A 23,371-nucleotide genomic window follows, 5' to 3' on the forward strand; every position below is an offset into this window, starting at 1 on the left:
GCTACCGTTGTCTCCCGCTGGGGTCAGAGCCCTTTCCCCAAGGAAAGGGATCCGACCCCGACGATCAGTACTTCCAGGTCAACGCCAACCGTGCGGTACGGCCCGGGGCCGGCATCACGCCCAGGGCCAGCGGGTCCAGGTAATAGCGGTCGGTCAGGTTGTCCACGCCCGCTTCCACCGAGAGCTGGTCGTTGAAGCTCCAGCTGGCGAACAGGTCGACCAGGGTGTTCGGCCGGTACAGCTGCTGGATCGCCGACAGGCCCACGTTCCAGTCCTTGTCCAGCTTGCTGATCGGACCGGCGTTGTGGACCACGCGGGTGCCGAAGGTCAGGCGCTCGTCGAACAGGCGCGAGCCCAGGGTCAGGTTGACCATATAGCGCGGCGGATTCTGGGTATTGGTGTACGAACCCTCGAAGCCGCCGTCCACGCAGTTGGGCGTGTTGGCCAGCTCGCCATTCTTGCGCTGCGCCCCATAGGCGCGGCGCTCGGCGGCGATGTCCGGCGCACAGGTCTTGGCCTTGAAGTAATAGTGCGCGGACAGATCGGCAAACACCTTGCCGCTGTCATAGCTGGACTGGAACTCCATGCCCGAGACCTTGAACTGGTCGACGTTGCGGATCAGGCCGGCCGACAGCGTGCGGTAGTCACGGGTGATCAGGTCGTCGATGCGGGTATCGAAATACGCCAGCTTCAGCGCCAGGCGGTCGCCGGCGGTGAACAGGTCATAGCGGATGGTGCTGGCGCCGATTTCCCAGCTGCGCGCGCGCTCCGGCTTCAGCTCGCCCACCGGTTTGGCGGCGGTGAACAGGCCCAGCGTGGTCTCGAACAGGCTCGGCAGCTTGGTGCCTTCGGCGTACTTCACGTAGACCATGGTGTCTTCGTTGAAGCGGTAGGCCACGCTGGCGGTCGGCGAGAACGCGCTGTCGCGACGGCGGATCGGTTGCGACCAGCTCCAGCTGACCGGCACTTCCAGGTCCTGCGGCTTGCCGGCGTCGTAGAAGTTCCAGCCGGCGATGTCGCCCACTGTGCCCTTCTTGTACGGCGAGGCCAGCAGCGAGGCCTGGGTGAAGTTGCCGTTGGCATCCGGATACCAGTTCAGCAGCGCGATGCGCTTGGCGCGCCACGACGGCAGCGCCGGGTTGCCATTGAGCAGTTCGGTGTAGCGGTACTGGCCCTGCACCTCGTAGGCATCGGGCGTGGCCAGGCGGTTGCGGTCATGCACATCCACGCGGTTCCAGCGACCACCGGCCAGCAGCTCCCAGTGCTCGTCGGGCTGCCACTTCAGCGAGGCCACGGCACTGTATTCCTTGCGCTCGGCGTTGCGCAGGAAACGGTTGTTGACCAGGTCGTCGTGCATGACCGGCCCCGAACTGCCCGGCGCGATGTCTTCGTCACTGTAGGACAGGCCGTAGTCGAGCGTGAACGCACCGGCACGGGTATCAAACCTGGACGTGTTGCTGGCATCCAGGCCGAAGCGCTTCTGCCGCAGCGGATTGCGGTAGGCATCCTTGTAGCCGGGGTCACCGCTGAAGCTGGGCGCGTCATACCACTCGGTGCGGCGGTCGAAGTACCACGGCGTGATGCCGGTCAGGCTGTTGTACATCACGCTGTCGGTGTCGGTGTACGCGGCATTGACGCGCAGGTCGATCAGTTCGCTGTCCGGGTTGAAGCGGTAGCGCAGGCTGTAGCTGTCCATGTCGACATGGCCCGGATCCCATTGCGGAATGCGGTCACGATCCACGCGGATGATCTGCGAGGCCATGATCTCGCCAGCGGTACCTTCGTAGCGGCGGTAGCCGGCCTCCAACGTCTGCGCGTCGTCGATGCGCCAGGTGCCCTTGAGCAGCGCCGACTTCGAGCGCGAGGAGGTATTGAACACCTCGGTACGCGGCGGATTCAGCGGTGCCAGCGTGCGTCGGTCCTGCGGGAAGTCGTCGTAGCCATGGCGGCCGGAGAAGTAGTTGCCGTTGTCGCGGTAGGCGTAGGCAGCGACCAGATCGAAGCGGTCCCAGTGACCTGCGGCGGCCACGTTGAAGAACTGGCTGCCGGTGGCACTGCGATCGTTGCGCGGCGCAGCACTGTAGGACGGCAGGTTGTTGGCACTACCGTTGGCGAGACCACCGCGCACGCGCACGCCGAAGTCGCGGCCCTCGCGCAGCACGTCACCGATCTTCAGCGTTTCCATCTCGACCACGCCGCCGATGCCGCCGGAGGCATTGGCCTGCAGGCTCGGGCCCTTGGTGATGGTCAGGCTGGAGATCAGGTCCGGGTCGAGGTAGGTGCGCTGTGACTGGCCGGCATAGCCACGGTAGGTATCCATGCTGGACTGGCCACCGTCGATGATCACCGGCACGCGGCCCTGGCCCTGGATGCCACGGATGTTGACGTCGAAGCCGTTGCCCACGCGCGGATCACCAGCCGTGACACCGGCCACGCCCTTGACGATGTCGCCGTTGGAGGTACCACGGAAACGCTCCAGGTGCGTGCGGTTGAGCGTGGTGGTGGAGCCCACGCTGCGGTAGCTGTCGAGCAGGCGCGCTTCATCACTGGTCGCACCGCTGTCGACGCGGTCGCCGGCCACGCTCAGCGTGTCGGTGACAATCACGCCGTCCCCGGCCTGCGCCGACGTCGCCGCTTCCAGAGTGACCGCATCGGCACTGACCTGGCGCACCGCCAGGCCACTGCCCTGCAGCAGGTGCTGCAACGCCTCGTTGGCCGACAGGCTGCCGCTGACCGCGCGCGAGGTTACGCCACGCGCCAGCGATGCGGGGTACACCACCTGCACGCCGGACTGGCGCATGTAGCTGCGCAGCGCGTCATCCAGCGGTTGCGCCGGAATATCGAAGCGTTGCACGGCAGCGTGGTCGCCGCTGGCGCTCTGCGCCAGTACGGACGGCGCAGCACTGGCCAGGCCGGCCGCCAGCAACGCGATGCACAGGCGGGACGGGCGCAGCGCGCGGCCCGGACGATGGGAGTCGAACATGGGGAAACCTGTCAGGTAATCGGTGCCGCGAACGCGGCGTCATCCGCAACACGGGCGGACACGGCGACGTACGTGGCGGCGGCGGGTACGTTCGCGGAGTAAGACGGATGAAAGCGTGGCAACCCCAAGGGGATTTGCAGTCGCGGCAGGTACCTACGGTTGCTCGGCCGGTTGTAGCGGTAGGTGCCGAACGTTGGCCGGCTGCTTGCAGCGGTGGGTGCCGACCGTTGGTCGGCTGGTTTCAGTGGTGGGTGCCGACCGTTGGTCGGCACAGGGGGAATGGCGTCGATCTACCGATGGACGATGGCGACGCCGAGCGGCAGCCGGGTCACCTGCAATCCGGCCGTCGCGGCCAGCGCATCCAGCGCCTGTTCCGGGCGGTCGATGCGCAATGCAGCACTGACCGCCGGCAGCTGCGACAGATCACCACGCACGAAGGTCGGGCCAGCGCGATAGCGTCCCACCCACTGCACCGCGTCGGCGACGCGGGCCTGTTCCAGCAGCAGCTCGCCCTGGCGCCAGACGCCGACGCTGTCGGCCGCCACGTCCCCCAATCGCCTCACACCACTGTGTTCACCGTAGACCGCACGCTGGCCCTGCTGCAGGTAGGTCCAGCCACCGTCAACCGGGCTGGCCATCCGTACCCTGCCCTGCCCGACCTGGGTTTCCACCTGGTCCTGGCCCCGCGCCACAGTGAAGGCGGTCGAGATGTCCTCGACCACGCCATTGCCGGCGCGCACGCTGAAACGTCGCTGCGCATCCGGACTGACCTCGAACCAGGCACGTCCGCGCAGCAGCTCGACCTGGCGGGCGTTCGCATCAAAACGCACCGCAATCGCACTGTCGGCATCCAGCACCGCGCGACTTCCATCAGGCAGCAGCACATTCTGCACCTGGTGCGTGCTGCGATGATCGGACTGCAGGCGCAGCCACGCCTCCGGCCATGCCACCAGCATCGCCAGCATTGCCGCCGCAGCCATCGCCCAACGCAGTCGGCGCGGGCGTCGGCGATCCACGTGCGTGGCCGGCACGCGCGGCCCAACGCTGCGCCACAGCGCGCGCTCGTGTTCGAAGGCCCGACGGTGCCCCGGCTGTTGCAGCCAGAATTCGAACGCCTGCATGCGCGCATCGCTGATATCGCCCGAGGCCAGCCACGCGATCCAGCCCCGGGCCTGTTCGGCCAGGGCATCGTCATTGGCGGCGGGCAGCATGTTCGGCGGGCTCATCGGCTGGCGGACAGGCGCATTCAAGCGCGGGCGGGGGAACTAGACCGCATCCACGGTCCAGTGATCAAGACGTTTCTGCGAAGGCCAGCCCCAAGCTGGCGCGATCATCGACCGCTGCGCGCCCAGGCCAGGCGTTGCAGCGCGGTGCGTACGTGATTCTCCACCGTGGTCACCGATACCCCAAGGCGACGCGCGATCTCGGCCTGGGTCAGGCCCTGAAGGCGGTTGAGCCGGAAGATGGTGCGGGTCGGCTCCGGCAAATGGCCGGCTGCATCGAGCACCCGCTGCAGTTCGTCCTGCGCCATGGCCTGCTCCTCGGTGGAGATCACCTCGTCCGGGCCCCATAGATAGTGGTCGGCCAGCAGCCGGTTGCGGCGGGTCGATTCGCGGCCGTGGTCGGTGGCCAGGTTGGCGGCCAGCCGATACAGATAGGCGCGCGGATTGTCGATCGCCTGGCTGTCATCGACCCCACGGGCCTTGAACCAGACCGCCTGGATCACGTCTTCGGCGCCGTTGTCGCCCCCAAGTATCCGCTGCACACGACGCAGCAGCGCTGGCCGCTCGCGGATCAGCAGTTCGGTGAGGGAGGCAGCATTGGAGGACATGCGCGGAGCCGGGACGACAGACGGGGGCGCCGCGCATGCTACTCCGTTAATGCGAATCAGTCACGTTCGCATCATCCTCAGGATCATAGGCATTCAGTCAATCCGTCATAGACATGGGTCCGGGTGCCCGGCAGCGTCGCATGCAGGGCGTCGTACCCGGTTGCTGCATCCCACACAGCCAGCAGCTCGGCCAGACGGGTTCCAGGTGCAAGCGGGAGCACGCAGGCATAGGTCCCATGGTCGACGTCGATCTGCCCGGTCTGTTGCACCTGGGTATAGCTTCCAGCGAAGGTCCAGATGCAGCTACCCACGACGCCGGAGGCTCGATGCACCGAACAGCGCAGGCGCATGGGCCGGAGGTTGTAGTACTGCCCTTCGCAGAAGGTATCGCCGCAGATATCGTCGAAGCCGCGCACCAACAGGCGCTCAGCGGCAAGGAAGCGCTCACGGCCGGCCGCCGGATCGGGATGGTCACGGGCATCGACAAATTGAGGGGTCGCCTGGGCGCCGCTTGCCATCAGCAGCCCGCAGGCCAGCCATCGTGCCGGGAAGATGCGCATCAGCCCACCCTCCCGGTCTTCCGGATGCAGTCAGGCAGCGCGTCGAACAGGCCATGGTCGAGGCCAGGCAGGGCGGCGGTCAGACCATCAGGCGCTTCCAGCGAAGCGTGGAAGGCTTCTACAGCCACGCCCGGCCCCAGCTCCACCGGACAGGCCCAGCGGCCATTGTCGACCTGCACCTCCCCCGTATCGCCCTGCACGGCCAGCTCGCTGGCCACCACCACCCAGGCGCATCGCTGCACCGTTCCGCGATGAGCCAGCACCGCGCAGCGGAACTCCATCACCCGGTAGTTGCTGTACTCACCTTCGCACCAGGTATCGGCACAAAGCCGGTCGAACTCCCTGGCCAAGGCGGCCTTCAGCCCGTAGCCACGCTCCCAATTGGCCTCGGGCCGGGGGTAATCGATCAGGTCCACGTGCAGGCCGCGGGCGAAGACAGGCAGGGACGCCAGCAACAGCACGGCTGCCATGCATCGGGCATACCAGGACATCGGCAGTACTCCTTGGGAATGGGCGTCCAGCCTGCGCCGGCACACCCCGCGGCCCCATCGGCCAAGGCCGGTGCGACCCGTCAGGCCTTGCCGCGCCAGCAGGTCGGTGCCCTCCCCCTGCACAGCGCCCGGCAAAGGCATAAAATGGTGAGCTATCCGTCTACATCCCCCACCTGGAGCACACCATGGGTCTGGAACTCGTCTCGCCCGGCAAGAACCCGCCGGAAGAAATCAACGTCATCATCGAGATCCCGAAGGACTCGGAGCCGGTGAAGTACGAAGTGGACAAGGAAACCGGCGCGATCTTCGTCGACCGCATCCTCTCCACCCCGATGCGCTACCCGTGCAACTACGGCTACGTGCCGAGCACCCTGTGTGGCGACGGCGATCCGGCCGACGTGCTGGTGGTGCTGCCGCTGCCGCTGGTGCCGGGCTCGGTCGTGCGCTGCCGCCCGGTCGGCGTGCTGAAGATGAGCGATGAGGCGGGCAGCGACGAGAAGATCCTGGCCGTGCCGGTCTCGAAGATCTTCAGCGGCTATGCCCACGTCGAAGACATCGCCCAGGTCTCGAGCCACTGGCTGGAGCGCATCGGCCACTTCTTCGAGCACTACAAGGACCTGGAGAAGGGCAAGTGGGTCAAGCTGGACGGTTGGGGCGGCGCCGCTGAGGCCAAGCAGATCCTGATCGAGGCGCATCAGCGCCATCTCGACAGCAAGGCCTGAGACTGAACCGGATCGCTCCGGCGGTACCCTGCCGGAGCGATGCGGGTCACGTTTCATGACGACGGCACATCACTCTTGCTGCCGTATTAGGTAAATTGCGTCACTTCACACGTCATCGACATCCATCGTCGAGACAGCCAGGGGAATGTGTCGTGCGTATTCTGCTTGTTGGGGATGCAGCCAGCCTGCCGGCCGAGCTGACCGAATTCATTGCCGATCTTGGGGAAGACTGGCAGCCGTTGACCGCCACCGATGGCCAGGCCGCGATGACCGCGGTGGCCACGCAGGGCGTGGACGCGGTGATCGTCTGCCCGCAATTGCCAGATCTCAATGCCACCACGCTGCTGGGGCAGATCCGGACGTTGCGCCCGGAGACCATCCGCATCGCGCTGGTCGATGCACAGCATGGCAACCGCCCGCCGCCGGCGCGCCTGATCGGTGTCGCCCACCGCTTCCTGCCGCTGCCGCTGGCACCGGAAGTGCTGCTGGAGGCGCTGACCAGCCTGGAAGAACTGCGCGAAGTGCTGGACAGCCCGCGCCTGCGCGATGCCATCGGCCGTATCGAGAAACTGCCCTCGCCACCGCACCTGTACCTGAGCCTGACCCAGGCCCTGGAACATGACGACGACGCCGACAGTGCCGATGTAGCCAAGCTGGTCGCCGCCGATCCAGCGATCGCGGCCAAGGTGCTGCAACTTTCGAACTCGGCCTTCTTCAGCCAAGGCCGCACCATTGCCGACCTGCGCACCGCAGTGACCCGGCTGGGCCTGGCCACCCTGCGTGACCTGGTGCTGGCCAGCGAAGTGTTCTCCGCACCGACGCTGTCGGCCGCCGAGCGCAACTCGCTGCAACAGCGCGCACTGCTCGCCTCGCGGCTGGCCGCACGCCTGCTGCCCGAGTCCAGTGCCGAACTGGGGGCGACCGCTGCGCTGCTGGCCGACATCGGCCTGCTGCTGCCAGGTGTGCGCAACGAGCGCAGCGAGCCGTCGCTGGCCGGTGACACCCGCCCCGGCCATGCCGAAGCCGGCGCCTACCTGCTGGGTCTGTGGGGCCTGCCGATGCCGATCATCGAAGCGGTGGCATTCCACCTGCAGCCACAGCGCGCCAACACCCGCAGCTTCTGGGTGACAGGCGCGGTGCACGTGGCCCTGGCGCTGGTCAATGGCGATCCGGTGGACGAGGACTACCTGCAGCGCGCAGGCGTGCTGAACAAGCTGCCGCAATGGCGCGAGCACGCCAATGCACTGATGGGTCTGGTGCCCAGCGACGCCTGAGCGCGTTGCATGATTTCCGGATGACAGGGGGCGCACCCGCAAGGTGCGCCCTTTCTACGTCAGCGGGTACCGCAGGCGTCCTGCACGCAACGACGGTACTGCGACTCGCAGATGACCGCTGACTTGCCACTGGCCAGGCACTGCTGGCGGAACTCTTCGCAATAGAGCCCGCCACCGCAGACCCCGAGACCCTGCGCGAACACCGCGCCCACCAGCGTTGCATAGATCAATGCAGCGGCAGATGCCTGGCGCAACAACGTGTTCCTCATATCCCTCTCCACATGCAAGCGTCCGGTAGTGGACCTCCTGACTGTGTTGATTACGACACGACGGGACCGTGACTGCGCTCACCTTCCAACAGTTTCCGGAATTCCCCTACAAAAAAAAGGGCGGACCTTGCGGTCCGCCCTCCTTCTGTTGCTACCGCACTTCGATGGATCAGAAGCGCTGGGTGTACTTCATGTACAGGAAGCGACCCACGTCGAAGCCGCCGTAGTAGGCGAACGCCGAGTTCGGAGCCGAGTACTGCAGCGGACCCTTGTGGTCGAACACGTTGTTCGCGCCCAGGGCGATCGTCGCATCCCACGGTGCCTTCCAGCTGACCTGCAGGTCGTGGAAGGTGTTGGAACCGGTGTGACGCAGCGGATCGGTCTCACCGTTGGCCATGTGGTTCGGAGCATCGCACCAGCCGTCAGCCAGCGAGATGCAGCTTTCCTTCATGCCCGAGTAGTAGCGCGCGGTGTAGTTCACACCGAAATCGCCGTACTGCCAGTTGACGCCCAGGTTCGAACGCACGCGGAACAGGCCCGGCTCGCCAACGCGGCCGATCATGATGTTGTCGCCTGCGCTGTTCTGGCCCTGCTCGTCGTACTTGGCGGTGTAGCTGGTCTGCCAGTCGATGCTGAACTGACCGATGGCCAGTTCCGGCAGGCGGTACTTGACGCCCAGGTCGTAACCTTCGGTCTTCATCTTGCCGAGGTTGGCGGTGCCGTAGGTGATCGCACTGACGTGGCCGTCAGCCGCACGGGTCACGCTCGAGCAACGCTCGGAGTTGCCCAGCACGTAGCAGTCACGCAGGATGCGGTCGACGCTGTCAGCGATGATCATGTCGCTGATTTCGTACTTGTACCAATCCAGCGACAGGTCCAGGCCCTGCACCCAACGCGGGCTCCACACCAGGCCGAAGGTGGTGCTCTTGGAGGTTTCCGGCTTCAGGTTCGGGTTGGCACCCGAGACGAACTGGTCACCCGACTGGCACGGCAGGGTCGAGCACGGCAGGTTGCCCTGGCCCAGCTGCACGTAGTTGGCCGGAGCGCCAGCGGCGGTGCACGCGGCATTGCCGGCAACGCTGCCCGGAGCCTTCACGCCGCACGGATCGATGTACGACTCGAAGCTCGAGCTCAGGCCACCGTACAGGTCGCTGATGGTCGGAGCACGGAAGCCCTGGGCGTAGGTGCCGCGGACCAGCAGTTCATCCAGCGGACGCCAGGTCAGGCCGAACTTGCTGTTGGTGGTGCCACCGAAGTTGCTGTAGTCCGAGTAACGGCTGGCAACGTTCAGGGTCAGTTCCTTGGCGAAGGCCATGTCGGCCAGCAGCGGCACGTTCAGTTCGAGGTAGACCTCGTTCAGATCGTACTGGCCGCGGGTCGGCTTCTGGCCCAGGCCGGTGGACTCGCCCGACTGCGCGAAGGCGTCCGGCACGTAGCTGCCTTCTTCCTTGCGGTGCTCGACACCCAGGGCGAAGCCCAGGTCGCCGGCCGGCAGGGTCACGATGGAACCCGACAGGTTGGCGGTGAAGCTGGTGGTCTTGGTGACACCACGGGTGGTGAAGGTCGGGAACAGGAAGTCCTGCAGCTCCTGGTTCGCCAGCGAACCCTGGCTGTCAACGCCGTACGGCAGCAGCGGGTTCCACGGGCGGCAGTCGCCCAGGATCGGCTTGGCCGAGGTACCGCAGCGTGCAACGCCGCCGGCATCGATGAACGACGGGCCCAGGGCCTGGCCTGCAGCGATCAGGCTCATGTCACCGCGGTTGGTCTTGATCGACTCGTTGCGGTTCCACAGCGCGCCGACATCCCAGTCGAAGGTCTTGCCGCCCAGCTCGAAGAAGCCGGTCAGGGTCGGAGCGAAGCGCAGGGTCTTCAGCTGGCTGTCAGTGGTACGCGGCACTTCCCACAGGCGACGGCGGAAGCTGACGTCCTGGCCGACCGGGTTGAAGGCGCTCGAGCCCTCCAGCGGGGTGCCGAAGGAGTTCGACTGGAACGGGTAGCCGGCGATCTGCTGGAACGTCTGGCGCTCGTTGTAGAGCACGTCGGTGTTCAGGCTGATCGAGTCGGTGAAGTCGTAGGTGCCGTTGATGTAGACCGACTTGCGCTTCACACCGGTGAGCAGCGTCATCTGCTCGTTGGAGTTGGCGAATTCGTCCGCCGTAATGACGTGGTAGTCATTCGGGTTCTTCGGGTTGCCGCCGGCGTTCAGGGTCTTCCAGACAGCCTTCTTGGAGTCGCTGCAATCGACCTGGGTCGGGTTGCACCAGCTGCCGTTCTGGCTGATCGGGCTCCAGGTGGCCGAGGTCGAGTTCGGACCCAGCGAGCCATCACGGCTGTACCAGCGGTCCTTGGCCCACACCGGATCCTGCTTCGAGTACTCGGCCGACAGGGTCAGGCTGCCGCGCTCGCCGCGGGCACCGAGGGTCATCGAATAGGTTTCGGTGTCGCCGTCGCCCTTGCCGTACTGGCCGACGTAGACATTGGCTTCGCCGCCGTCGAAGTTCTTGCGGGTGATCACGTTGACCACGCCGGCGATGGCGTCGGAACCGTAGATCGAGGACGCGCCGTCCTTCAGGATTTCGATGCGCTCAACGGCCGACATCGGGATCTGGCTGAGATCCTGGTAACCGGCGGTGGTTGCGCCCAGGCGCTTGCCGTTCATCAGCACCAGGGTGCGCTGGGCGCCCAGGTTACGGATGTCGACGTAGTAGCCGCCCACGTTCTCGCCCGAAGCCAGCGATTCCGAGCGCGAGATGGCCGGGGAGCCGGCCGAGGTCAGGTTGTTCAGCACGTCGGCGACGCTCGAGAAGCCCTGCTTTTCCAGGGATTCGCGGGTCATCGTCAGGATCGGCTGCTGGGTCTCCACCGAGGCGCCGCGGATGCGCGAGCCGGTGACCGAAATGCGGTCCAGGTCGGTGGTGCCCTTTGCTTCCTGAGCCGAAGCAAAGGCCGGCGCCAGCGCCAGCGCAATGCCGGCCGGCAGCAAGCCGAACCGCACTGCGGGATTACGAACGTTCATCTATCTCTCCAAGGTACGTGTTAGCAGCGTGTTAAAACACCCCAGCACGTTACGATTGCGTTGCAGCGCTGTATTTGCGCGAACCAACCGGAGACTTTGCGGATTGTGGCGGGAGCAAGCCGCCGTTCTCCCTGAAGCGCGATGCGGACTGGCCGTAGCGGGCGCGGAACGCACGCGCGAAGCTGCAGCAGTTGTCGAAGCCACTGGCGGCGGCGACCTCGCCCACCATCATGTCGGTGTCGCGCAGCAGGTCAGCAGCGCGTTCGAGGCGCAGTCGTGCCGAAAGCGACTGCGGGCTTTCCTCGTACAGGCTCTGGAAGGTCTTGGAGAGGTACCAGCTGGAGAAGTTGGTCAGCTCGGCCAGTTCGCCGATGCGCACCACCCGGTGGCTGTTGCCTTCCAGATAGAGGCGCGCGCGCTGCATGCGGCCGAACACCTGGCGCTTGCGGCTGCGCGAGCGGCCCGGGCAGCGCTGTACGTTGTCGGCCAGGCCACGCTGCAGGCCAGCCAGGTGCAGCAACAGCGGACGCAGGGCCTGGGCCGGCTGGCCGCTGGCCAGCGCATCGCGCCACAAGCGCAGCGCCACGCGGGCGTCACTGCGGTTCATGCGGCCACGACCGGCATACAGGCCGCAGTCGGCCATCTCGGTCAGCACACGAAGCGCTTCGACGTTCAGGTTCAGGCCGACGCACAACCCGTTGCGACCAGCCTGCACCAACGGCCGCGATTCCTTCTCGAAGGCGATCCACTCGCCCTGGCGCAGGCGGAAGCGCCCTTCCTTGGCCTCCACCCACGAACTGCCACGCACCTGCATCCAGACGGTGAAGCTGGAGCCGGCGGTCTGCAGGCTGCCCAGCCGGGCCACGCCCAGGCAGGTCGGCGCGACATCGTCGAGCGACCGGTCCAGGGAGACGGTTTGGCCGCGATCGGCCAGCGAGAGTTGACGCATGGGGGCACCACGGATTTGCCTAGTACAGGACTCCGTTTTGCCTAATCAGGTGGCACCGCGTCAGGAAAGTCCGACGAGATCGCCACGAATTCGCGACGAGATCCCGACGAAGAAATTACGAAGGGCCATTTCCCTTTAACAACAACAACTTGGAGAACGCCGGGAACAGCGCGGGCGGGCGTTCGGGCAACCGCATCACGCCGATGTCGGCACCATCGCTGACCGCCATCGCCACGAACAGGTCATGTCCGTCAGCGCTGGCGCTGAGTCCGTTGCCGGCGCTGAGCCGTTCTGCGTCCAGGCAGCGTTCCGGCTCCTCGCGGCCGGGCAGGATGCGCACGAAGGTGGTGCCACACGTGGTCGAGGTGCCGAGGTAACCGATGCCACTGTTGCCGGCCACGGTCCAGGCCCGGTATCGCCAGCGGCTGGGCCGGTCATCGCTGATCTGCTGCACGCTGCCCGACGACAACGTGGCATCGGCCGACCACAGGCCACCGGCGGCCAGGCGGGTGAACAACACGCGGCCACTGCTGCGGTCGAAGCGCGCCTGCGACACCCCATCGATGCTGGCCAACCGGCGCCAGGGCTGGGTGCTGCGGTCGAACAGGCTCAACCGGGTGCGCTGGTCGGCATCGCGTTCGACCACAAACAACTGCTCCGGCGACGCGCCATACAGCGCCTGCAGCGGCTGTTCGGCCGGGATCGGCAAAGGTTGCAGTCGTTCATCGCGTGGCGCGATCTCGTAGACCACCGTGCGCCCATGCGCGTCGCGGCCGACCACGAGCAGCTGACGGCTGTCGGCCGACCAGTCCGGTGCCTGCCGCGCTTCCGGCCGCAGCCCTTCAATGGGGCGCAGCGAATCCGGCCGCTGCATGTCCGCCCACCACAGGGCGAAGCTGCCGGAGCGATCCGAGGTGAAGACCAGCTGGCGGCCATCCGGCGCTGCCATCGGCTGCCCATCGCGGCCACTGGAGGCAAACAGTCGCTCGGGCGCACCGTTGCCCTGCATCGGCACCTTGAACACGCCGAACTGTGCGCGTCGGTGGACGAAGGCCAGCATGCCACCGCGTCGCGACACGGCGGGCCACTGCGCATCATCCAGGCCAGCATCGCGCAGCGTGTGCCGCTCAACGTCCAGGTAATAGAGCCGCGCCTCGCTGTCGACGCGGCGGCCGAACACGATGGTGCGGCCATCGTCCAGCCAGGCCCAGCCGCGCAGCTCTGCCGCTTCGTTGGTCAACTGCTCGGGCGTACCGCCCGTGGCCGGCACCCGCCACAGATCGCCCAGCTGCGGGTTGCGCACGAACACCAGCCATTGCCCGTCGGGCGAATAACGCGGTGCGTAGTCGAAGTCATCCTGGTCGACGCTGTAGGCCAGCGCGCGCCACTCGCCGCTGGCCAGGTCCAGCACGCGGATGCCACGGTGGGCGTAACGCCCGACCATGCTGCCGAACACCAGGCCGCGACCATCGGGTGTCCAGTCAAAACTGAGCAGTTCGGTGCCATCGCAGCGCGTGGCCTGGCGCAGTGCGCCGCCGGTGGCGCTGGCGATCAGCACCTGGCAGCCACCGTCGGCGGAAAACCGTGCGAAGGCGATCTCGCGACCATCCGGCGACCAGTTCGGGAATCGATCGACCGCGCCGGCCGGTGGCACCAGCAACTGGCGCGCCGGCGCGTTGCCGGAGGTCTGCACCTTGATCGCACCACCGCCGTTGCCATCTTCGTTGGCGCCTTCATAGGCGACCAGCGAACCATCCGGTGACAGCGTGGGATAGGTTTCAAAGCCGCTGGTCGCGGTGATCAACCGATAGGGACGCTGCGGGCTGCCGATCACCCGCGTGCCGTTCTCCACGGCGGCCTCCACCGGTGAACTGCTGGCCGGTGCACGGCGCAGCAGCAGCGTGGTCATCACCAGCAGCGTGGCCAGCATCAATACGCCCAGCGCCAGCAGCACGCGGCGGCGGACATGGCGCCAGCGGCGGCGCGATTCCTGCGCGCGCGCGGGCAGCACCGCGGCGTCGGCGGGTGCCGGCTGCACTTCCACACCTTCATCGTCAGGCAAGCCCGCAGCCGTTGGCTCCGCATCGTCCAGCGCCTGTACCGGTACCAGAAGCCGATAACCGGTCTTGGCGATGGTTTCGATGTAGGCCTGGCCGTTGTCGTCGTCGTTGCTGAACGCCTTGCGCAGCTGGGTGACGGCCTGGGTCAGCACATCGTTGGTCGGCAGCGTGTCCGGCCACACCTCGGCGAACAACTCGTCGCGGGTGACAACGCGGCCCGGCTGCCGCAGCAGCACGCGCAGCACGCCCAACGCCTTCGGCGTCAGCCGGCGCGGGCGACGCGCACCGACGACCTCGACTTCGCGCGAGGACAGAGTGACGATGCACTCTCCTATCCGTATCCGATCGGATACGGGTGGCTGTATTTCGCTGCTGTTCATTTTCTGCTACACAGTAGAGACAGGTCCCGGGCAGTGTTTGCCTTCGTTACGGTCCCGTCCTGGGAACAGCGAAAAGCCAGACTCCGCACAAAGCATCGGCGCATACCGCAAAAACAATCGAGCGCGCGAATACTAGCCTATGCAAGTTACCTCGCCTATCGCGTGGTCGACATCAGGCTCTCTCTCGCCGACGCATTCACATAATTCGCGACACCATTCGCGCCCTCTTGGGCGCGAAATTTTTATCTGGCGTTCATTTTCACATGCGCCGCAACATGGTCAATCCGACCAGACGCGAAACCACCAAAGCCACGTACATCACGCCGGAAAACTGCTCCAGCATGACCAATGCGCGTGCCTGTGGATGCAGGGGTACGACGTCACTCAAGCCCACTCCAGACAGCAAGCTGAAGCTGAGATAAAGCAACTCCATCCAGCTGCGCTGCGCACCCCCGCCAGTACCCTGGAAGCTGCCCGGATACCACTGCTGGCACACCGCGAACGCGAAGGCGAAAGCCCACGCCAGCAGGGTGAAGGTTGCGCCTGCGGCGAACAGTTCGTCGCGGGTGACCTTGTGGTCCTGGAGCATGTAGGCGATCAGGGCGCCGGCCGTATAGAAGTACAGCAGGCTCTCCAGCAGCTGCGCGGTGGTCAGCATTGCGGTGCGATCGAGCAATGCGCCTGCCAACGAGAACACCACCGAGGGAATGGCCAGCAACAGCGCCAGCCAGGTGCCCAGCGGGCTGCGCTGGACCACCCACAGCGCCAGGCCGAGTACCGCCATGCCGAACATGCCCAGTGCGGCGCGGCCCGCAGCGGTGTCATCCAGCGCGGGATACAGCAGCACCGCCAGCAGCTGCGCGCCCAGCAACCAGGCCGAAGGATGACGGCGGGCGATGGCCAGCCAACGGGTGGTCATGGCAACGGGCATGGCGTCCTTTCCCCCTGGGCGATGGACGCAGCATAGCCGGGCACGGCGTGATGAACGGTCGTGCCGGCCGTTGGCCGGCACGACCGTTTCCGCATCAGCCCTGGTGGTAGACCTCGGCGCCGGCGGCGCGGAACTCCTCCGACTTCTCCTTCATGCCGGCCTCGGCGTAATCACGCACGTCCTGGGTGATCTTCATCGAACAGAAGTGCGGGCCGCACATCGAGCAGAAGTGCGCCAGCTTGTGCGCATCCTTCGGCAGCGTCTCGTCGTGGAACTCCTTGGCCTTCTCCGGATCCAGGCCAAGGTGGAACTGGTCCTCCCAGCGGAACTCGAAGCGCGCCTTGCTCAGCGCGTTGTCGCGCACCTGCGCACCTGGATGGCCCTTGGCCAGATCAGCGGCGTGCGCGGCGATGCGGTAGGCCATGATGCCGTCACGCACGTCCTGGCGATTGGGCAGGCCGAGGTGCTCCTTCGGCGTCACGTAGCAGAGCATCGCCGTGCCGAACCAGCCGATCATCGCCGCACCGATCGCGCTGGTGATGTGGTCGTAGCCCGGTGCGATATCGGTGGTCAGCGGCCCCAGCGTATAGAACGGTGCTTCGCCACACTCGCGCAACTGCTTTTCCATGTTCTCCTTGATCAGCTGCATCGGCACGTGGCCGGGGCCTTCGATCATGGTCTGCACATCATGCTTCCAGGCGATCTTCGTCAGCTCACCCAGCGTCTCCAGCTCACCGAACTGCGCCGCGTCGTTGGCATCGGCGATGCAGCCCGGGCGCAGGCCGTCACCCAGCGAGAAGGTCACGTCGTAGGCCTTCATGATCTCGCAGATCTCTTCGAAGTGCGTGTAGAGGAAATTCTCCTTGTGGTGCGCCAGGCACCACTTGGCCATGATCGAGCCACCGCGGCTGACGATGCCGGTGACCCGCTTGGCGGTGAGCGGCACATAGCGCAGCAGCACGCCGGCGTGGATGGTGAAGTAGTCCACGCCCTGTTCGGCCTGCTCGATCAGCGTGTCGCGGAAGATCTCCCAGGTGAGTGCTTCGGCACGGCCATCGACCTTCTCCAGCGCCTGGTAGATCGGCACGGTACCGATCGCCACCGGCGAATTGCGGATGATCCACTCGCGGGTTTCGTGGATGTGCTTGCCGGTGGACAGGTCCATCACCGTGTCACCGCCCCAGCGGATCGCCCACACCAGTTTCTCCACTTCCTCGGCAATGCCCGAGGACACGGCGCTGTTGCCGATGTTGGCATTGATCTTGGTCAGGAAATTTCGGCCGATGATCATCGGCTCGCTTTCCGGATGGTTGATGTTGTTGGGCAGCACCGCGCGGCCGCGCGCGATTTCATCGCGCACGAACTCCGGTGTGATGATCTTCTGGATCGAAGCCCCAAATGCCTCGCCCGGGTGCTGCTGCAACAGGCCGGCATCACGGATCGCTTCCATCCGCTGGTTCTCGCGGATGGCGACGAATTCCATTTCCGGCGTGATGATGCCGCGGCGCGCGTAGTGCATCTGGGTGACGTTGGCGCCTGTACGTGCACGGCGCGGCAGGCTGCGCGCAGGGAAACGCACGGCATCGAGCTTCGGATCATGCTCGCGGTCGCGGCCGAACGACGAACTCAGGCCGTCGAGTTGTTCGGTATCGCCGCGCTCCTCCACCCAGCCACGACGCAGCGCCGGCAGGCCCGCCGACAGATCGATACGCACATCCGGATCGGTGTAGGGGCCCGACGTATCGTAGACCGTGACCGGTGCATTCTCTTCGCCGCCGAACAACGTCGGCGTGCGGGTCAACGCGATCTCGCGCATCGGCACCTGCAGATCCGGACGCGAACCGGGTACGTGGATCTTGCGCGAACCGGGAATCGGCCGGGTCACGGATTCGGAGAGTTGCTGGGCCTGTTGCTGCAGGGCGGAGAGCTGTGCGTTCATCGGGCATCGTCCAGGAAGGTCAGGGACGAAGCGGCGGCGCACTGCGCCCGCGCGCGGACGGTCCTTGGGCGGAGTCCGGGCACGGCTGCACTGCAAAGCTTCCCTACGCCGGTATGAGCCGGATCAGGTTCCAAGGGACTGTCTCAACCGTGGCCACCTGGCCGCGGTACCCCCGCTTCTTGGCGTGCATTAGAGCATAGAAAGCACTGCAGCTCATGGCGGTTGCAGCCGCGCATCGCGTGGATCCGCAGTTTCTGTATTAACAGAACCGTGACATCGCGTTCAGTAACGTGCACGTCCGTCGCGTTCCAGCGACCGATGCTTCCTTCGCCGCCTTCGCGGCCCCTGCCCGGTTCGCGATGCATGCCACCGGCCCTTCGCTGCAAGCTCTGCTCGCTCCCCTCAATCCCTTGATCGGAGAAGCTCCTTCATGGTGTTTCGCGTTTCCATCGCACTGGTTCTGCTGCTGGTGCTGCTTGCCGGTATTGCACCGGGCCCCTTCAATGCCGTGGTGCAGTCGATGCTGGCAGAAGTCATCCGCAGCGTCGGCTGGCTGTACCTGCTGGTGGTGTTCCTGGCCCTGGTGTTCCTGATGTACCTGGCCTTCGGCCGCTTCGGCAACCTGCGCATCGGTGGCGAAGACGCCGAGCCCGAGTTCTCGCGGGCCAGCTGGATGTCGATGCTGTTCGCCGCCGGCATGGGCATCGGCCTGGTGTTCTGGGGCGCCGCCGAGCCCATCTCGCACTTCAGCAAGCCACCGGAAGGGCTTGCTCCGCAGAGCCTGGATGCGGCACGCGCCTCGATGCGCTATGCATTCTTCCACTGGGGCCTGCATCCGTGGGCCATCTACGCGCTGATCGGCCTGGCGATGGCCTGGTTCCAGTTCAACCGCAACGGCCGCGGCCTGGTCAGCGACATGCTGCAGCCGATCATCGGCCGCCACCATCGTGGATGGATCGGGCGCGTGGTCAACATCGCTGCAGTGGTCGCCACGGCGATCGGTGTCGCGACTACGCTGGGCTTCGGCACCATCCAGATCGCCGCCGGCATCGAGCGCGCGTTCGGCGTGCAGGCGACCGTCGCAGTGCAGATGACCATCATTGCGGTCGCCTTCGTGCTGTACATGGCATCCACCGCCAGTGGCGTGGAGCGAGGTGTGAAGTGGCTGTCCAACTTCAACCTGGCATTGGCTGCCCTGCTGGCAGCCATCCTGCTGGTGCTGGGGCCGACCGGCTTCATCTTCGATACGTTCACCACCACGCTGGGCTCCTACCTCAACCAGCTGGTGACGATGAGCCTGCGCATGTCACCGTTCTCCGGCAGCACCTGGGTGGCGGACTGGACGATCTTCTACTGGGCCTGGTGGATCTCGTGGGCACCGTTCGTGGGGTCGTTCATCGCACGCATCTCGCGCGGCCGCAGCGTGCGCGAGTTCGTTATCGGCGTAGTGCTCGCGCCGACTCTGCTGGGCTTCTTCTGGTTCGCGGTATTCGGTGGCACCGCGCTGTGGGCGCAGATCTTCGGCCATGCCGACCTGGTGCAGGCGCTGGGCAATGGCTACGAGACAGTGCTGTTCACGCTGTTCGACAGCATGCCGCTGCCGCTGCTGCTGTCGTGCATCGCACTGGTACTGCTGATGATCTTCTTCGTGACCTCGGCCGACTCGGCGGTGCTGGTGCTGGCCAGCATGTCCACTGACGAAGCAGGCGATCCTCCGTTGAAGCGCAAGCTGGCCTGGGGCATCGCGGTGGCGTTGATCGCAGCGGCGTTGCTGCTGGCCGGTGGCCTGGATGCACTGCAGGGCATGATCACGATTGCGGCGTTGCCATTCGCGCTGCTGATGGTGCTGGTAATGGTGTCGCTGTACCGGGTGCTGGACCAGGAGTACACGCGTGAGCGGCGGCAGGCGCAGCGCCAGCGGCACATGATCGATGCGTGGATCGCACGCGAGATGGCGGCGCAGGAAGAGACGCAGGCGGAGGCCGCACGCGCGCAGGATTCGGATTGAGAGTGTTTTGCAGCCTGCGGCTGCACCGCTTCTTTCAGGCAAGTGCAAGTGCAGGAGCCAAAGCGGCTCTGGGTTTCTGCTGGTTGGGCGGGGCGGTGTGGGTTGGCAGGACACGCCGTAAACCCGTCCCTGGGGGCTCGATGGCGCCATCCATGGCGCCAACGGTCCTGCCAGCCCACACCGACCCACCCCCGACAGTTTCCGTGTGACGGTGGGTTTTCCACGCCATGCGTGGATGAGGTGTATCGGAAAACAGGAAGGGGTCGGATCCGTTTTCCTTTGGAAAACGGATCCGACCCCAACTCACAGCACGCGGCTGTTGCTGTTGCTCTTGCTGTTGCTGTTGATCTTCTTCTTTCTCTTCCTGCGGTGATGGCCACGGAAACGGTCAGGGGCCGGGCGGGTGGGCTGGGCGGGGGTGTCCGCGGCATGGATGCCGCGGCCAAGCCTCCAGGGACGGATTCACGGCGTCCCCCGACCAGCCCACCCGCCCGGCCAAGCCAAGCATCGCTGAATCACCACCGCAGAGGGGGCTGCGCCCGTTGGCCGGAAAACCTCAATACCCCGCCGCCTGCCCATCCTTGCGGCTCTCCGAAGCACCGTAGTAAACCCCGGTCTCGGGATCACGCATGATCGCCTGGTATCCGCCATAAGGACCATCGGCGAACACGATGCGATGTCCCTTGCGCATCAACGCACGCACCGTTTCATACGGGAAGCCGGTTTCCAGATTCACCTCACCACCGTCGGTCATCGCCGTGGCCTGCCCGGTCGGTTCGGTCGAGCCCTCATGCTGGATGCGCGGTGCATCACCGGCCTCCTGCAGGTTCATGCCGAAGTCCACCAGGTTCATCACGATCTGCGCGTGGCCCTGCGGCTGCATCGCGCCGCCCATCACGCCGAAGCTGGCGTACGGCTTGCCGCTCTTGGTGATGAACGCCGGGATGATCGTCTGGAACGGCCGCTTGCCCGGTGCATAGCCGTTGGGATGATTCTTCTGCAGCACGAACATCTCGCCACGGTCCTGCAGGATGAAGCCCAGCCCCGGCGGCGCCATGCCGCTGCCCATGCCGCGGTAATTGGACTGGATCAGCGACACCATCATGCCGTCGGCGTCGGCCACGGTCATGTAGATGGTGTCGCCCTCTTCCAGCTGCTTCGGCGTGCCCGGCTGCACTTCCTTCAGCGCCTTGTCCATCGAGATCAGCGCGCGGCGCTGTGCGGCGTACTCCTTGGAGATCAGCTTCTGCACCGGCGCCGGCTGGAACGCCATGTCGGCGTAGAAGCGCGCACGGTCGGCGAAGGCAAGCTTCTTCGCTTCGACGAACAGGTGCACGTGTTCCGGTGATCCGAACGGGATCTTCGAGAAGTCGTAGCCTTCCAGCACGTTGAGGATCTGCAGCGCAGCGATGCCCTGGCTGTTCGGCGGCAACTCCCACACGTCGTAGCCACGGTAATTGCTGCTGACCGGTTCGACCCACTCACCGTGGTGGTCGGCCATGTCCTGGTAGCTCAGGTAGCCACCGTTGGCCTTGAAGTAGTCGCCGATGGTGCGGGCGATATCGCCCTTGTAGAAGGCATCGCGGCCGCCGTCGGCGATCTTCTGCAGCGTGCTGGCCAGATTCGGGTTTTTCCACATCTCGCCCTTGCGCGGGGCGTGGCCGTTGATCGTGAACTGTTCCTTGAAACCCGGGTACTGCGACAGCTTGGGCACCGAGCGGTCCCAGTAGTAGGCGATCACCTCGGCTACCGGATGGCCCTCGCGGGCGTAGCGGATCGCCGGCGCCAGGTTGTCGGCCATCGGCTTGCGGCCGAAGCGGTCGTGCAGCGCGAACCAGCCATCGACTGCGCCGGGCACGGAGACCGGCAGCGGGCCGGTCGCCGGGATGTCCTTCAGACCACGGCGCTGGAACTCGGCCAGGGTGAGCGACTTCGGCGAACGGCCCGAGCCGTTGTAGCCATAGAGCTTCTGCGTCTTCGGATCCCAGACGATGGCGAACAGGTCGCCGCCGATGCCGTTGCCGGTGGGCTCCATCAGGCCAAGCGCGGCATTGGCGGCGATCGCCGCGTCCACCGCCGAGCCACCGCCCTTCATCACGTCCAGCGCGATCTGGGTGGCCAGCGGCTGTGAGGTGGCAGCCATCGCATGCGGGGCGATCACCTCCGAACGCGTGGCAAAGGTGTGGCCGGTGATGCGGTCGGCGGCGGAAGACAGTGCGGGCACAGCGGCCAGCAGAGCAGCGGCCAGCAGGGAACGGGCAAGGCGTCGGGACACGGTCGGGTTCCGATGGAAGGGTGGTCCCTCGATCTTCGCCGCTGCGGCCTTCATGCGGTATCGGGCAGAGGTCATGGACGTTGATCCTGGGGTGGGTGCGGAAGGTCCGCACCCGCCAAGGCGAAAACCCGCCGGATTCCGCGCAAAAACCGCGTTGAAAAGAGTGAATTCGGGTTCACCGAAACACTTTCAGCGGCAACCATCCTTGCGCCACAAGCAATTCCGCTGGATGCAACGGAAACCGACAAGAATTCCGTCGCGAGGGTTGACATCGCCGAAACGGCTGTGTTTCTCTCGATCACATGTTGCATCACAACACGCCACCGCGAACCCACATCGAAGCCGCCGACACCGGCGCCGCCTCGCTGCGTTCGATTCTTGTGCTCGTACTTATTACCCAACCAACAGGTGCGGGACGAGCCAGCGTGTAAGCAACAAACACACCGGAACTCTTCAAAAACCCGCACCCGCCCCGGTGCGGGTTTTTTCATTTCAGGACCTGGTTTCAGACGCAACCACCATGCACAACGCCCAACGCAAAACCCGGACCCACACCACCACGACGCCTCGTGGTGGCTGTGCCTGTGCGATGCACGGCGCCTCCTCCACCGCTTTCCCCTGACCGGCCGGCACGTCACCTCGACGACCGGCCGTTCTTTTTCTTCCCACCGCAAGGAACCTCCCCCATGAGCACCAACGACCTGCCCCAGACCAAGATCGCCGTCATCGGCTACGGCAGCCAGGGCCGCGCCCACGCACTGAACCTGCGCGAATCCGGCTTCGACGTGGTGGTAGGCCTGCGTCCGGGTGGCCCGACCGAGGTCAAGGCACAGGCCGATGGCTTCACCGTGAAAGCACCGGCCGACGCGGTGAAGGATGCCGATCTGGTTGCCGTGCTGACCCCGGACATGGTGCAGAAGAAGCTCTACGACGATGTGTTGGCCGCGAACATGAAACAGGGTGCGGTGCTGTTGTTCGCGCACGGCCTGAACGTGCACTTCGACATGATCAAGCCGCGCGAGGACCTGGATGTCGTACTGGTCGCGCCGAAGGGCCCGGGTGCGCTGGTGCGCCGCGAGTATGAAATCGGCCGTGGCGTGCCGTGCATCTGGGCGGTCTATCAGGACAAGAGCGGCAAGGCGGCCGAGTACGCCCTGGCCTATGCGGCCGGACTGGGTGGCGCCCGCGCCAACCTGATCCAGACCACCTTCAAGGAAGAGACAGAGACCGATCTGTTCGGCGAGCAGGCGGTGCTGTGCGGCGGTGCCTCGGCACTGGTGCAGGCCGGTTTCGAAACCCTGGTCGAAGCCGGCTATCAGCCGGAGATCGCCTATTACGAAGTACTGCACGAGCTGAAGCTGATCGTCGACCTGTTCTATGAAGGCGGTATCTCGCGCATGCTGGAGTTCATCTCCGAGACCGCGCAGTACGGCGACTACGTCAGCGGCCCGCGGGTGATCGACGCCGGCACCAAGGCGCGCATGAAGGAGGTCTTGAAGGACATCCAGGACGGCACCTTCACCAAGAACTGGGTGGCCGAGTACGAAGCGGGCCTGCCGAACTACAACAAGTTCAAGCAGGCCGACCTGGAGCACCCGATCGAAAAGGTGGGCAAGGAACTGCGCGCCAAGATGGTCTGGTTGCAAGGACAGGCCGCGTAACCGCGCGGCCTCCCCCACCCGC

The 23,371-nt window shown here is 65.6% G+C and carries 16 protein-coding genes and 1 riboswitch; of the genes, 4 read left to right on the forward strand and 12 right to left on the reverse strand.

From position 1 onward, the window contains the following. Positions 1–64 precede the first annotated feature (64 nt). From ACUZUJ_RS18165 to ACUZUJ_RS18185, 5 genes are all read right to left on the reverse strand, one after another. Positions 65–2,983, reverse strand: a complete 2,919-nt coding sequence (locus tag ACUZUJ_RS18165; RefSeq protein ID WP_458220573.1) for a TonB-dependent receptor — start codon at positions 2,981–2,983, stop codon at positions 65–67. Between the two features lie 290 nt (positions 2,984–3,273). Further along, positions 3,274–4,209, reverse strand: coding sequence for a FecR family protein (locus ACUZUJ_RS18170; protein ID WP_049446600.1), 936 nt, complete (start codon positions 4,207–4,209; stop codon positions 3,274–3,276). A 104-nt stretch (positions 4,210–4,313) separates the two neighbouring features. Beyond that, positions 4,314–4,814, reverse strand: coding sequence for an RNA polymerase sigma factor (locus ACUZUJ_RS18175; RefSeq protein ID WP_014038389.1), 501 nt, complete (start codon positions 4,812–4,814; stop codon positions 4,314–4,316). A gap of 83 nt (positions 4,815–4,897) precedes the next feature. Further along, the gene (locus ACUZUJ_RS18180) at positions 4,898–5,374 is read right to left on the reverse strand and encodes a hypothetical protein (protein WP_049446602.1); all 477 of its coding nucleotides are present in this window, start codon (positions 5,372–5,374) and stop codon (positions 4,898–4,900) included. Next, the gene (locus ACUZUJ_RS18185; RefSeq protein WP_049446604.1) at positions 5,374–5,865 is read right to left on the reverse strand and encodes a hypothetical protein; all 492 of its coding nucleotides are present in this window, start codon (positions 5,863–5,865) and stop codon (positions 5,374–5,376) included. The genes ACUZUJ_RS18180 and ACUZUJ_RS18185 overlap by 1 nt, the downstream gene beginning before the upstream one ends. A 185-nt stretch (positions 5,866–6,050) precedes the next feature. Here ACUZUJ_RS18185 and ppa point away from each other — a divergent pair, with 185 nt between their 5' ends. Both ppa and ACUZUJ_RS18195 read left to right on the forward strand, forming a co-directional pair. Continuing rightward, positions 6,051–6,587 carry an inorganic diphosphatase gene (gene ppa, locus ACUZUJ_RS18190; protein ID WP_005410935.1) on the forward strand — a complete coding sequence of 179 codons (537 nt, stop codon included), beginning with the start codon at positions 6,051–6,053 and terminating at the stop codon, positions 6,585–6,587. A 152-nt stretch (positions 6,588–6,739) separates the two neighbouring features. Then, positions 6,740–7,861, forward strand: coding sequence for an HDOD domain-containing protein (locus tag ACUZUJ_RS18195; protein ID WP_014038392.1), 1,122 nt, complete (start codon positions 6,740–6,742; stop codon positions 7,859–7,861). A 59-nt stretch (positions 7,862–7,920) separates the two neighbouring features. Here ACUZUJ_RS18195 and ACUZUJ_RS18200 read toward each other — a convergent pair whose 3' ends face one another. From ACUZUJ_RS18200 to thiC, 6 genes are all read right to left on the reverse strand, one after another. After that, positions 7,921–8,115, reverse strand: a complete 195-nt coding sequence (locus ACUZUJ_RS18200; protein WP_233490798.1) for a hypothetical protein — start codon at positions 8,113–8,115, stop codon at positions 7,921–7,923. Between the two features lie 184 nt (positions 8,116–8,299). Further along, positions 8,300–11,146, reverse strand: coding sequence for a TonB-dependent receptor (locus ACUZUJ_RS18205; RefSeq protein ID WP_432592942.1), 2,847 nt, complete (start codon positions 11,144–11,146; stop codon positions 8,300–8,302). Positions 11,147–11,195: 49 nt separating this feature from the next. After that, on the reverse strand, positions 11,196–12,095 hold the full coding sequence (locus tag ACUZUJ_RS18210; protein WP_049446610.1) for a helix-turn-helix transcriptional regulator: 900 nt from the start codon (positions 12,093–12,095) through the stop codon (positions 11,196–11,198). Between the two features lie 115 nt (positions 12,096–12,210). Further along, entirely contained in the window at positions 12,211–14,535 is a 2,325-nt protein-coding gene (locus tag ACUZUJ_RS18215) for a winged helix-turn-helix domain-containing protein (protein WP_458220574.1), read from the reverse strand. 259 nt (positions 14,536–14,794) lie between these two features. After that, positions 14,795–15,466, reverse strand: a complete 672-nt coding sequence (locus ACUZUJ_RS18220) for an ion channel (RefSeq protein ID WP_135966832.1) — start codon at positions 15,464–15,466, stop codon at positions 14,795–14,797. Between the two features lie 94 nt (positions 15,467–15,560). Beyond that, positions 15,561–17,405, reverse strand: a complete 1,845-nt coding sequence (gene thiC / locus ACUZUJ_RS18225; RefSeq protein ID WP_458220575.1) for a phosphomethylpyrimidine synthase ThiC — start codon at positions 17,403–17,405, stop codon at positions 15,561–15,563. Positions 17,406–17,487: 82 nt separating this feature from the next. Next, positions 17,488–17,589, reverse strand: a riboswitch (TPP riboswitch). A gap of 246 nt (positions 17,590–17,835) precedes the next feature. Between thiC and ACUZUJ_RS18230 the strand changes: the two genes are divergently transcribed. After that, positions 17,836–19,413, forward strand: a complete 1,578-nt coding sequence (locus ACUZUJ_RS18230; RefSeq protein WP_458220576.1) for a BCCT family transporter — start codon at positions 17,836–17,838, stop codon at positions 19,411–19,413. Between the two features lie 556 nt (positions 19,414–19,969). On the opposite strand, the gene ggt is transcribed toward ACUZUJ_RS18230, so the two are convergent. Further along, a complete protein-coding gene (gene ggt / locus ACUZUJ_RS18235; protein WP_458220577.1) occupies positions 19,970–21,763 on the reverse strand; it encodes a gamma-glutamyltransferase in 1,794 nt (597 codons plus the stop codon). Positions 21,764–22,374: 611 nt separating this feature from the next. Between ggt and ilvC the strand changes: the two genes are divergently transcribed. After that, positions 22,375–23,349, forward strand: coding sequence for a ketol-acid reductoisomerase (gene ilvC / locus ACUZUJ_RS18240; protein ID WP_049442928.1), 975 nt, complete (start codon positions 22,375–22,377; stop codon positions 23,347–23,349). The last annotated feature ends 22 nt before the right edge of the window (positions 23,350–23,371 follow it).

The sequence above is a fragment of the Stenotrophomonas sp. S4 genome, assembly GCF_054187805.2.

What these genes read in the sequence shown, in the direction of transcription:
- ACUZUJ_RS18165 (WP_458220573.1), bottom strand. Translation starts at nt 2,983, where the DNA reads ATGTTCGACTCCCATCGTCCGGGCCGCGCGCTGCGCCCGTCCCGCCTG.
- thiC (WP_458220575.1), bottom strand. Translation starts at nt 17,405, where the DNA reads ATGAACGCACAGCTCTCCGCCCTGCAGCAACAGGCCCAGCAACTCTCC.
- ACUZUJ_RS18175 (WP_014038389.1), bottom strand. Translation starts at nt 4,814, where the DNA reads ATGTCCTCCAATGCTGCCTCCCTCACCGAACTGCTGATCCGCGAGCGG.
- ACUZUJ_RS18220 (WP_135966832.1), bottom strand. Translation starts at nt 15,466, where the DNA reads ATGCCCGTTGCCATGACCACCCGTTGGCTGGCCATCGCCCGCCGTCAT.
- ACUZUJ_RS18185 (WP_049446604.1), bottom strand. Translation starts at nt 5,865, where the DNA reads ATGTCCTGGTATGCCCGATGCATGGCAGCCGTGCTGTTGCTGGCGTCC.
- ACUZUJ_RS18210 (WP_049446610.1), bottom strand. Translation starts at nt 12,095, where the DNA reads ATGCGTCAACTCTCGCTGGCCGATCGCGGCCAAACCGTCTCCCTGGAC.
- ACUZUJ_RS18205 (WP_432592942.1), bottom strand. Translation starts at nt 11,146, where the DNA reads ATGAACGTTCGTAATCCCGCAGTGCGGTTCGGCTTGCTGCCGGCCGGC.
- ACUZUJ_RS18170 (WP_049446600.1), bottom strand. Translation starts at nt 4,209, where the DNA reads ATGAGCCCGCCGAACATGCTGCCCGCCGCCAATGACGATGCCCTGGCC.
- ppa (WP_005410935.1), top strand. Translation starts at nt 6,051, where the DNA reads ATGGGTCTGGAACTCGTCTCGCCCGGCAAGAACCCGCCGGAAGAAATC.
- ACUZUJ_RS18180 (WP_049446602.1), bottom strand. Translation starts at nt 5,374, where the DNA reads ATGCGCATCTTCCCGGCACGATGGCTGGCCTGCGGGCTGCTGATGGCA.
- ilvC (WP_049442928.1), top strand. Translation starts at nt 22,375, where the DNA reads ATGAGCACCAACGACCTGCCCCAGACCAAGATCGCCGTCATCGGCTAC.
- ACUZUJ_RS18215 (WP_458220574.1), bottom strand. Translation starts at nt 14,535, where the DNA reads ATGAACAGCAGCGAAATACAGCCACCCGTATCCGATCGGATACGGATA.
- ggt (WP_458220577.1), bottom strand. Translation starts at nt 21,763, where the DNA reads ATGACCTCTGCCCGATACCGCATGAAGGCCGCAGCGGCGAAGATCGAG.
- ACUZUJ_RS18230 (WP_458220576.1), top strand. Translation starts at nt 17,836, where the DNA reads ATGGTGTTTCGCGTTTCCATCGCACTGGTTCTGCTGCTGGTGCTGCTT.